General features: G+C 34.7%; 9 protein-coding genes. 4 read left to right on the top strand and 5 right to left on the bottom strand.

The window, feature by feature from the left end; translation table 11 throughout:
* A partial coding sequence (locus FTU12_RS15770; RefSeq protein WP_257218538.1) for an IS1 family transposase occupies positions 1 to 233 on the top strand: 233 nt, incomplete at its 5' end.
* A 121-nt stretch (positions 234 to 354) separates the two neighbouring features.
* On the opposite strand, the gene FTU12_RS15765 is transcribed toward FTU12_RS15770, so the two are convergent.
* Both FTU12_RS15765 and FTU12_RS15760 read right to left on the bottom strand, forming a co-directional pair.
* Positions 355 to 1,638 (bottom strand): hypothetical protein, encoded by a 1,284-nt coding sequence (locus FTU12_RS15765; protein WP_180060290.1) that lies wholly within the window; start codon positions 1,636 to 1,638, stop codon positions 355 to 357.
* Between the two features lie 142 nt (positions 1,639 to 1,780).
* The gene (locus FTU12_RS15760; protein ID WP_126562269.1) at positions 1,781 to 2,020 is read right to left on the bottom strand and encodes a transcription factor; all 240 of its coding nucleotides are present in this window, start codon (positions 2,018 to 2,020) and stop codon (positions 1,781 to 1,783) included.
* Between the two features lie 486 nt (positions 2,021 to 2,506).
* Here FTU12_RS15760 and FTU12_RS15755 point away from each other — a divergent pair, with 486 nt between their 5' ends.
* Positions 2,507 to 4,075 carry an ATP-binding cassette domain-containing protein gene (locus tag FTU12_RS15755; RefSeq protein WP_159124549.1) on the top strand — a complete coding sequence of 523 codons (1,569 nt, stop codon included), beginning with the start codon at positions 2,507 to 2,509 and terminating at the stop codon, positions 4,073 to 4,075.
* Positions 4,076 to 4,295: 220 nt separating this feature from the next.
* Here the strand turns inward: FTU12_RS15755 and FTU12_RS15750 are convergent, their stop codons facing one another.
* Complete coding sequence (locus tag FTU12_RS15750; protein ID WP_225531289.1) at positions 4,296 to 4,862, bottom strand: plasmid replication DNA-binding protein; 567 nt, start codon at positions 4,860 to 4,862, stop codon at positions 4,296 to 4,298.
* A 105-nt stretch (positions 4,863 to 4,967) separates the two neighbouring features.
* On the bottom strand, positions 4,968 to 5,975 hold the full coding sequence (locus tag FTU12_RS15745; protein WP_004967300.1) for a replication initiation protein: 1,008 nt from the start codon (positions 5,973 to 5,975) through the stop codon (positions 4,968 to 4,970).
* A gap of 675 nt (positions 5,976 to 6,650) precedes the next feature.
* Between FTU12_RS15745 and FTU12_RS15740 the strand changes: the two genes are divergently transcribed.
* Positions 6,651 to 6,854, top strand: a complete 204-nt coding sequence (locus FTU12_RS15740) for a hypothetical protein (protein ID WP_180060288.1) — start codon at positions 6,651 to 6,653, stop codon at positions 6,852 to 6,854.
* A 1,793-nt stretch (positions 6,855 to 8,647) separates the two neighbouring features.
* Positions 8,648 to 9,724 (top strand): hypothetical protein, encoded by a 1,077-nt coding sequence (locus FTU12_RS15735; protein WP_225531288.1) that lies wholly within the window; start codon positions 8,648 to 8,650, stop codon positions 9,722 to 9,724.
* Positions 9,725 to 10,003: 279 nt separating this feature from the next.
* On the opposite strand, the gene FTU12_RS15730 is transcribed toward FTU12_RS15735, so the two are convergent.
* Positions 10,004 to 10,236 (bottom strand): IS1 family transposase (locus FTU12_RS15730; protein ID WP_257218539.1); only part of this gene is annotated, 233 nt, incomplete at its 5' end.

Genomic DNA, 10,236 nt, shown 5'->3' with positions numbered 1-10,236 from the left:
TAAGCTATACATGTATATCAAGTGACCATTGGGATAGCTTTGTTACGACCTTTAAAGAATGCAAACAGTTGATTGGTAAATTTTTCACTGTGGGTATAGAAGGCAATAATTGTCGATTACGGCATCGAATCAGGCGAGGCTTTAGGAGAAGCTGCAACTTCTCCAAAAAGCTTGAAAATCATTTCAAAGCCTTTGATTTAGTGTTCTTTTATATCAATAATGGATTCGTTTAATGCCAGCATACTTTTTGAAACACCACCGAGATTTTATGTTAATCAGATGATCAAAAGGCCCATGAATAGGGCCTTTCATATAACGTGTATTATGTTAATTTTAGCGAAACTCAATAATAAATTATTTCTTCTTTGGCTTCATGCATGAGGGTTTTGATAGGCTCACTGGCTGGTTTAAATTGTGTGCCTTAGCTCCCTGTTCTAAAAGGGCCTTTAAACTTTTTTCAGAATTTTTAGGCTGCTTATTTTGAGCATTCTTCTTTGGCTGTGGTGGCGATGCTTTTTTCTGAGCTTTTACTGATTGCTCAACTTTATTTTGTTTACTTGTAGGCTTGTTTATTACGGCTGTTTTTAGAGACTTTAGCCATGAGTATGCGTGAGGATCTAACTTCAATAAATGTTCAATCATTTCATTACGTTTAGCTTTATCCATCTTAGAGATAATGCTTTTAAGATCAGCATTAATTGATTGATTTGTTGCACCTCGTTCACTAGCTTTTTCATACCACTCATGCCCAAGTGTATATTGATACGTTTCCATATAAATAGCGCCTAATAAAGTACAAGGACGATAATTATCTGGAGTTAAATTATGAGCTTTGGATGCATTATCAATGGCGACGTTAACCTTGCGAAGATCACGTCTAACTCCACCAAGAGTAGTGAAATAGGCAGATAATAATTTTTTATCCTTGATACCATTAGTGGAAATTTTTTCTAAAAATTCTTCTGCTTCAACACTTTCCTTACACTTTCTTAATTGACTGCTAGCATTAATAGCATTCCAAATGTTCTTAGTGTTCTTTGCATATTCCTGCAAATAATAATTAGCTTCTAATCGATGAAATTTATGACGAACTTTGGCAGTAAAGAATTTTTTACCTATTGTATTTAACCAAACAGCCTCATCTTGAGAAAGTCTTGTTTCATTTTCTAGCTTATTCAAAATTTCAGAAAGCTCTGTAGGTGATGCCCCTGATAGATATTCATTAATGTCGTATTTTTTTAGTAATGCTTTTTCTTTTTGCTTTGCAATATAAACAGGATCTGACTCAAGCAACTTTTGTTTTTCAATAGCTTCCAGTCTCAACTTCTCCTGACGAATTTTTTCCTCAGCTACTCTTTCTAATTCAACTTTATGTCTAATTTTTTTCTGAAAGTCTGGCAGGAAACCGCTTAAAGATCTGAGCATATACTCATGAATATATACTTCTTCAAATTTACTTAGGCTTTGTTTTTCTTCATATTTTTTTATAATGTCTTTTAAACGGCTAGGTATTAAAAGATCTGACTTTAATGGATCTAAAAAATATTGTTGGCACAAATTTAAGAGTTTGTTCTCGAAAGTATCTAAATCTTTATCAGTAACTTTTGCCTGTAACAGTAAAGCCTTTCCCTCAGTCATAATAGAAATCTTATTCGAATCAAAAAATTACTTCAGTATAAAGAAAAAATGTCTGTATCTCACTTATGTTTATTTCCCATTTAACATAATGGGCGTTATATGAAATTAAAAAGGCTTAGTCATGACTAAGCCTTTTTAACTTTTAAATCATATTTACCTTAAGTCCAGCCAATTTTAAACGCTCTGTAATATTTCGCATTTTACTAAATTCGGTACCGTAACTAAGTGGTAGACCCACTCCCTCACAAAACTCTTTAGAAGTTATACTTTTTAATTCATCTGCATATTTAATCATCTGTAAATGTAATTCAGCAGTTTGCCTGTTTCGAGGTGCTTCATTCATAGCCAATCGGATGCGGTCATATATTTGTTGTTCATTCATAGCTAAATTATCCAAATAATCAAATTTATATAAATAATATAATTTGTATAAATTATATTGTCAATTTTTTTACCGATTTTATTGGCAGAAAGTATCAAAACTGCTCATAAAAAAGCCGACTTGTTTCAAAATCGGCTTTTTTATGGTTTTTAGATTTTTATGGTTTGAATAAGTATCTGATATTTATATTAATATACAAGTGTACTTCGTATAACCACCATTATGTTAAATAACTTTTAGAAGCTTTAGTACAAGCTTGACAGATTGTCTTATCATTATAAAATAACCTTATTCAAATCATCCTCCCAAGAGTAACGCCAATGAAGTAAGTCATTTTCTCATCATTATTTTTAAACTTTTGATGTGCAAAATAGATTCTACTTGTGGCTATATATTCTTGGTCTCTACTTTATATCCTAAATAATATATTGTTTTTTATAAGTTAATCTTCACTATTTTGCATATCCTCTACATGAGGAATTTTTTATGCAACATGCATGTATTGCTTCAAACTTAAATTTAGAATTTTCTACACAGAAAATGTTTGATCAGCTAAACATTACGCTTTTATCAGGACAGGTTTCTGCATTAATTGGACGTAATGGTTTAGGTAAATCCCTATTGTTCAGAATATTAGATCAAAGCCAAGCTTTAGATATTCATTATAGTGGTCAAGTTTCATGGAATATCCAACATGATTATTTGGCACAATTAGAACGCCTTAATGCTGAAAATATTGCACAAGCATTAGAGGTAGATCATTTACATCATGCTTTTCGGCGTATAGAGAACAATACAGCTAGTTTTGATGATTATGAGTTAGTTGAAAATACCTGGGATTTACCACAAAAATGGCAAAATATACTTGAAAATGCTGACTTACCTACGGATTTGAACTTTCCAACAGAAAAACTGAGTGAAGGACAAAAAACAAAGCTGGCTTTATGTCGTTTGTTTTTAAAAAAGGATCACTATCTACTTTTAGATGAACCAAGCAACCATTTAGACTCAACATCTAGACAATGGTTAATTGAGAGTATTTTGGCACACCCTAGTGGTGTATGCCTGATTAGTCATGATCGCCAATTACTCAATCAAGTCCAACATATTTATGCTTTAACTGAATTAGGCTTACAACACTACAAAGGTAATTATGAGCATTACATTCAACAGCATCAGCTACACATGGATGCATTAACTCAGTCTATTAATAATGAGAAAAAAGAATTAAAGCAGTTAAAACAACGGCAACATGATAGCTTAATGAAAGCGAATAAACGTCAATCTAAAGGCAATGAACTTCGTGATTCTAATTCTCAAGCAAAGATTTTTCTAGATTTCAAAAAGGAAAATGCTGGACAAAGCTTAGGTAAGCTACGTGCCCAACAAACTCGACAAACTGATGATTTGAAAAATAGTCTGATTAATAGGCAGACCATTGTAGAAAAAATCAAAGCTCAGAAGTTTGAATTCCACTTACAGAGTACGAAGCAAGGAGAGATTTTAAGAATTCATGATTTAAAGCTACCCCATACAGCAACAAATAAAATTAATTTTGCATTGAAAGCTGGCGAAAAAATCCATCTTAAAGGTGCTAATGGAATTGGTAAATCAACCTTATTGAAATTGATTTCTACCCATCAACGTGATGATATTTTCTTTAGTGGAACATGTTTGTATTTAGATCAAAACTTTAGTTTATTAAATAATGATTTATCCGTAATCGAAAACCTTGCACTTTATAACTCCAATCTTACTGAAGTTGAGTGGAGAAATTTGTTAGGTCAGTTACGTATTCGTCGTGAAAAAGCTTTATTAAAACTATCAGAACTGAGTGGTGGTGAAAAATTGAAAGTCGCATTATTAGCAATGAGTCACTATCCTGATGGTATTGATTTATTATTGCTTGATGAACCAGAAAATCATTTAGATATTGAGTCTAGAGAGCTTCTATCGCAGGCTATTAGCCAATATCAGGGCGCTGTAATTTTAGTTTCACATGATCATTTTTTTGTTGAACAGTGTGAAATATCTGAAGAGTATTTAATTGAGTAAAATGACATTTTCAAATATATAGATTTATTAGTTCTACTAAAATTAACATAATACACCTTATACGAAATGCTCTAAATTATTTGTTTTAATTCAATAGTTTATTTCGTATTGAAAAGCCCAATCACACCCGATTGGGCTTTTTTTATGACTTTTCACGTTCCACGCTTAATAAGTAAGCAATGTTCCACACTTTTGTTTAGCTAAAAATAACAATAAAACCTTACTCATCTGTAAAAACTGCCCGAGCTAAACGGCCCAATAATCCCCTTTTTTTAGGTTCCGGTTCAACGTGTTCAGGAATAGGTATACGCTTGTTGTCTTCCCCAAAAGTAGTCAATGCGTCATAGTTCGACTCAATCTCTGGCCGAGGATCTGTTGCTATATTTAGATTAGTAGATTCATTTAGCTTACTAGTATTTTCTTGTTTTGGCTGTTCTAACGTGCCTTTAAACTCAATTCTATGAGTGAGATCTTCAATATGTTGCATCAAAGACTTTTCTCTTTGATTTGCTAAATCTAACTGATTTTTGAGTAAAGAAATTTGATCTTTTAATACATTTTCAATTTCAGACTGAACGTGTACCTGTACATCCTTCTGGACTTGTTCAGTACGTGTACTGGACTGAACACTGACTGGATTGCCATAAACTCTGATAAGTTCCGATAAGTCTATAAGTCCATCATGATCTCTTGATAATTCACCACTTTTTATAGATTCATAGATTGTTGTTCTTGATTTTTTAAAAGCTTTACTTGCGTCCATTATGCTAAATTTTGTTTTGTTCAATGTAATCCCTCAGCGCGTGTTTAAGCATGTTCATCTGAACATCTTAGCTGAACATATATCTTATTTTGAATTAAATCGTACTTTTCTAGGTATAGCAGCAATTTTTCAAACTTTTTGTTCAATAGTAAAGTCGATATTGAATTCTGCTAGTTTTTCAATCCATCTATTACCTTCGTTATTTTTAAAATCAATTTTTATTCTTTCTACTAATTCGTCTGTAGTCTCACCAGATTCTTTGAATCTCAAGCTCAATTCTTCACTTTGAATTATCGTTAAATAAACCATTTTTGCAGTTATTTTATTTTGCTCTTGGTTACTACCAGTTTCACTTTGTTGATTAGCTCCAATAGTTTTCTTTTTTCTAACTATAAAATTAACATGACTAGCTTTGCGTCCTTCTTTCTTGACTGCTTTAAACTCAATAGTAAGTTCTGTTTTAGAGTTAATGTCATCAATGTGGGGTTTAAGAATAGTACTTTTGAAATCTCTATATTCTGGGTATGAATTTTCTGCCAGACCTAAAGCACTTTTTAATTCTTTGATGGATACATCGAAATTAGACCGAAATTCATTTTGTACCAAGAATGGGTAAAGTTTTAAACCGTGACCATGTAAGGCAACAGCCGATTTAACTTTAAATTTTGTATACGAATTTTGTTTATTAAAAACATACATAATGTATAGGGCAAAATGCGTGAAAGAAATATAAAAACATCCATCCTTGTATGAGCATGTACTAATGAGTCTTGTTCGAATATCTCGATCTTTTCCAGGATGATAAAAAACTACACTGTGGTCGTAGAGAGCATCTACTACTCGGTTTAAGGCTACATAAGCACTGCTTGGCTTTAAGCCCGTCAATTCAGCATATTCTTTAGCTGTTACAGTGAATTCTGTTGTTTCATTGGGATCTGATGCTAGCCGAACTTTAGGGCTAAAAAAGAATAGCAATTTTAGAATATCGTCTTTTGGTGATTTCTCATGCTTCAATTGCCAGAAAATATTTTGAAAGACAGCATAGTCTTTTGGATAACGTTTGGCAGGTGCTGAAAGAGGAAAAAGAGATTTGTCATGTTCCTCAAAATTTTTAATTTTCTTTAATGATACAGCCATCTAAAATCACTATTCTTCTATTATGTGGTGGTATTTTCAATGCTACTTACCCCCACTTATTAAGTCAAGCATATCTTGATTACCACCTAACATTTCGCCCCCACTAACCTAACATTTCGCCCCCACTAACCTAACATTTCGCCCCCACTAACCTAACATTTCGCCCCCACTAACCTAACATTTCGCCCCCACTTAAAGTCAAAAACCTAACATTTCGCCCCCACTTAAAGTCAAAAACCTAACATTTCGCCCCCACTTTAGTGTCTGAAACACTGATATAGCAATACATTGAGACTGGCCGTAAAGCTTTTTAAAAGCTTTTTAAAAGCTATTAAAAGCTTTTAATAAAGCTTTTAAAATTAGTAAATGAAAAAATAAATGAAAAATTGCCCTTGGTTTTCGCTACGCTCAAACTCTATTGAATCTCGCTTTCGCTCGATTCGTGGGGCAATTTTTAGTTAATATTCTTGTTACTTTAAGAAAAGGCAAAAGCAACTCGGAATTCGCTTCGCTCATAAGTTTTTTATGCTCGCTTCGCTCGGTCTAGGTGCAAAGATCAGCATGTGATCTACTTTCAATTTGTTGAAGCAAATATTTTAAAAAGCAGTTTTTCAGGGAGTCTAGGCGCAAATTTTCGTTGTGTCGCTCGTAGACACTCGCTAAAGAGGATCTGAGATGAGCAAAGATAAAAAAGATGAAGATTTGGTTTCTCTCTCGATGAAGAACTTCAACAAACCACGATGGTTTAGAGCCAATGAAGATGGTGTCTTTTGTGAAGTAACTTGGGAGGAGTTCTTTAAAAACCATGATGACCCAACAGGGTTAGAAGATTTTATGACAGATCGAGAGCAAGATACACCAAGAGATGTGAATTTATAGCGCATGGTTTGCTGTATTTGGCGTTTTATTGGTCATTCCTATTCTACCTATAGGTTTTAGTTTAAAGTGCCTTAAAACGCAAATGGTGAGCATTTAGACAACCCACCTCGTTTCGATATTCTGTTGGCAAGAATATCCGAGGGGGTCTAAAAAATGCTTATAACGTATGCACCGTAAAATTTTGTCGAAGTGCCGATTGCCAACCAACCAACACCAAACTTTAAAACGCTAATTTTATTCATAAAATCAGAAAATATTTATCCTATGGTGGATAACAACCTCGAAAAACTATGTCTTCAGAAGTTTAGTTTAGTTCGAGCGACCAACTCGAACAGCAGGGGAGACCAATCCCCATTTAACCTTTTTGACTCTCCTGTGGCTTTAAATCCACAGCCTTCAAGCACTATGACCATGCAGGAAGTAACACACTCAACTACAGTCCCCTATAGCCTCAACATCACTCTTTCGCAAAACCACGATTCCCTTAACAAGTCATTTCTGACAACGGTAGCTATGGTTTTTTAACCAACTTTTGATAAAACAACTCAAAAGAAAATTCTTATTGATTATCAATTTTACCTGTAATTATAGATTACTATCTATTTTACAAATAAAAACAACAACTTATTCAGAATTATTACAGTACAACTTCGGCAAAAATCTGCCTTATATGCGCTACTAAAGATCGCTCCAACACATCTATGTCGATAACTAAAAATTTAGTTATTCAAAAACTTAGGTGACAAAACCTAATGACATAAAAGTGCGTCCCAAGTTATCAATTGAAGTCTTAACAAGCAGTACGTTCATCCACTAAGTTTCTAAGCTTTTTCCTTGCTTTTCGGTACGCAGTTCCAAAATACCGATTCCGCAGCTTAAAAAATATCATCATGGGTAGAACACTTACTTAGCACAGTCGATGAGGATCTCTCCCCACCTTTAACACGTTTAAGCTATACATCGACCTTTCGAGCCAAAATGGAATGTCATCACGACAAATTCACCACCTGACCCAAAAGTGCCACTCTCGCCAGCTTTCACCTTGATCGCCTGTACCCTCTCGAATACCGCAGAAGCCATCGTGTGTGCCACGCACCTCGCCAAACCATAAAGATTCAGCGAAGAACGGTAGTTATTAACGCTACTCTCCATCTATGGATTTCACTCACTATTTCTTCAAAAGCAGGATTTCAGCCCTTTCAGCCTAGAATGGGGTTTAACCCATTCGCCACCTTTCGGTGATTCCGTTTCCTTGTCGCCCAACTTCAAGAACCAACAATGAAGTGGATTGAGTAGAATTTGAGGGTAGGCAAAAGCCACCCCTCATCAGCCCTCATCAAAGCGTACCGAGCTACGTTTCCGCAGCAGTCCGCTTCGTCAAGCAGTTTTCAGGCTGTCAACCTTTCCACTGTGAGCTGTTGAAAATCAAAATTTTTAGTGTGCCTAACGGCACACTAAAAAACGGTTAGGTCTTTTAGGTGCGTTGGTCAGACACACTTCACAACTGATGAGAAAATCATAATGCACAAAAAATATGCTGTCTAGGTGCGTTCGCATGGAACTACTTATTACCCTCTTACAAACACCGTCTAGAAGTCCTTAAAACTTGCTTCGCAAGTTCACCATAGCTTCGCTATGGAAAAAGCAAAAAACAGCTTAAAACCAAAAATCCTTTTACTCGATTACAATGCTAGTTTTTGATCAAAAAACAGCGTATTTTGTGAATTAACCCTTGATAACAATGATTGGAAATATTTTGGATGATAATTTTTAGTCCACACACAAAATTTACAATGCAACGGCTCGCTGACCATGTTGCCAATGGCGCATATTTTTATTTCAGCTTTGAGTACGACAGTTCTAAGAAATCCATTGAATCCGTTTTGGATAAGATGACAGAGCGTTATGAGTTGGGTATTTCACCAAGACAGCGTTCTTACCGCCTAGAAAAGGGTCATCCTATTTGCACGATGATCGTGCAAAGAGATGTCTTTAATGAAAATAAATGGTTTCTGTATTGCTTATTCACTACGCCTACAAGTAGAGATTTCAATACTTTCAACGGTATTGAGATTAATAAACTTGCCAAAGAGTCGGAGCGTTTGAAGATTCAGACTCTTAAAGAGAAGTACAAAGGCTTTAAGTGGGATCTTGATTCGATCTCAGCAGAAAAGACCTTGATTGCAGACTACTTCAAAGATAATGAGCCAAAACAATTTGTCTTAAAAAATCCAATTGCTGTCAAACCTACTGCCCTGGTGACTATGGAGCTTTTTAGAGATACGCATAAGACTTATAAACAGCTCATCTTGGGTGATGAAAAAGACTACAAAGACAGAGTAAGGGCTTATACGTGGACTTGGCGATATACAAAGCAAAGTATTGAAAAAATTAAAACTAAATTTACTGATTCTATTAATAAATTGGCTAGTCAAAAAAATAGTTCTCTAGCAGAGAAGAACCGAGCCGACATTAAAAATCTATTCCTGATGGTTGAAACATGGTCTGTTTTCAAAGCAAGCCGTTCCCAAGCAGGGCAGATTATCCATTTTGCACAGCGTTTTTTAAAGTACAGGTCTAAGAAGCAGAAAACATGGATGCAGATGGAAATTGCTACACCACACTTGACCTATCTACCCCGATTGCCGACCTATGCGGATACGATCCATGAATATAATTACAGACGTAATCTTTTTGATGAATATGGTGTGGAAGTGCCTTTGAAACTCATTAAAGACTACTATGGTGGTGGCTATTACAACATACCGATTCAAGCCTATGTAGCTAAAGAATTAGAAATGCGTGAGAATGGCAAAGCCATTGCTCAAAAAGCGGATGAGCTTTACTTACAAGTGCTTGAAAATGAGTAAATCCGCTAAGAGAAGCTATTAAATACGGACTTTGAATAGGTTCTAACATGCAAATTTCGTATAAGAGATTTTATGTTAAATTTTTTATATCAAAATTTCAAAGTGTACTGATGAGTACACTTTGAATGGGTTCTAACACCCGAATTTCGTATATGAGATTTTATGTTAAATTTTTTATATCAAAATTTCAAAGTGTACTGATGAGTACACTTTGAATGGGTTCTAACACCCGAATTTCGTATATGAGATTTTGGTGGTGTTTCAAAAAGTATGCTGGCATTAAACGAATCCATTATTGATATAAAAGAACGCTAAATCAAAGGCTTTGTAATGATTTTCAAGCTTTTTGGAGAAGTTGCAGCTTCTCCTAAAGCCTCGCCTGATCCGATGCCGTAATCGACAATTATTGCCTTCTATACCCACAGTGAAAAATTTACCAATCAACTGTTTGCATTCTTTAAAGGTCGTAACAAAGCTATCCCAATGGTCACTTGATATACATGTATAGCTTA

The organism is Acinetobacter sp. YH12063, assembly GCF_013419715.1.
Lineage (GTDB): Bacteria > Pseudomonadota > Gammaproteobacteria > Pseudomonadales > Moraxellaceae > Acinetobacter > Acinetobacter amyesii.
This window is presented reverse-complemented; position numbering and strand designations above follow the sequence as displayed.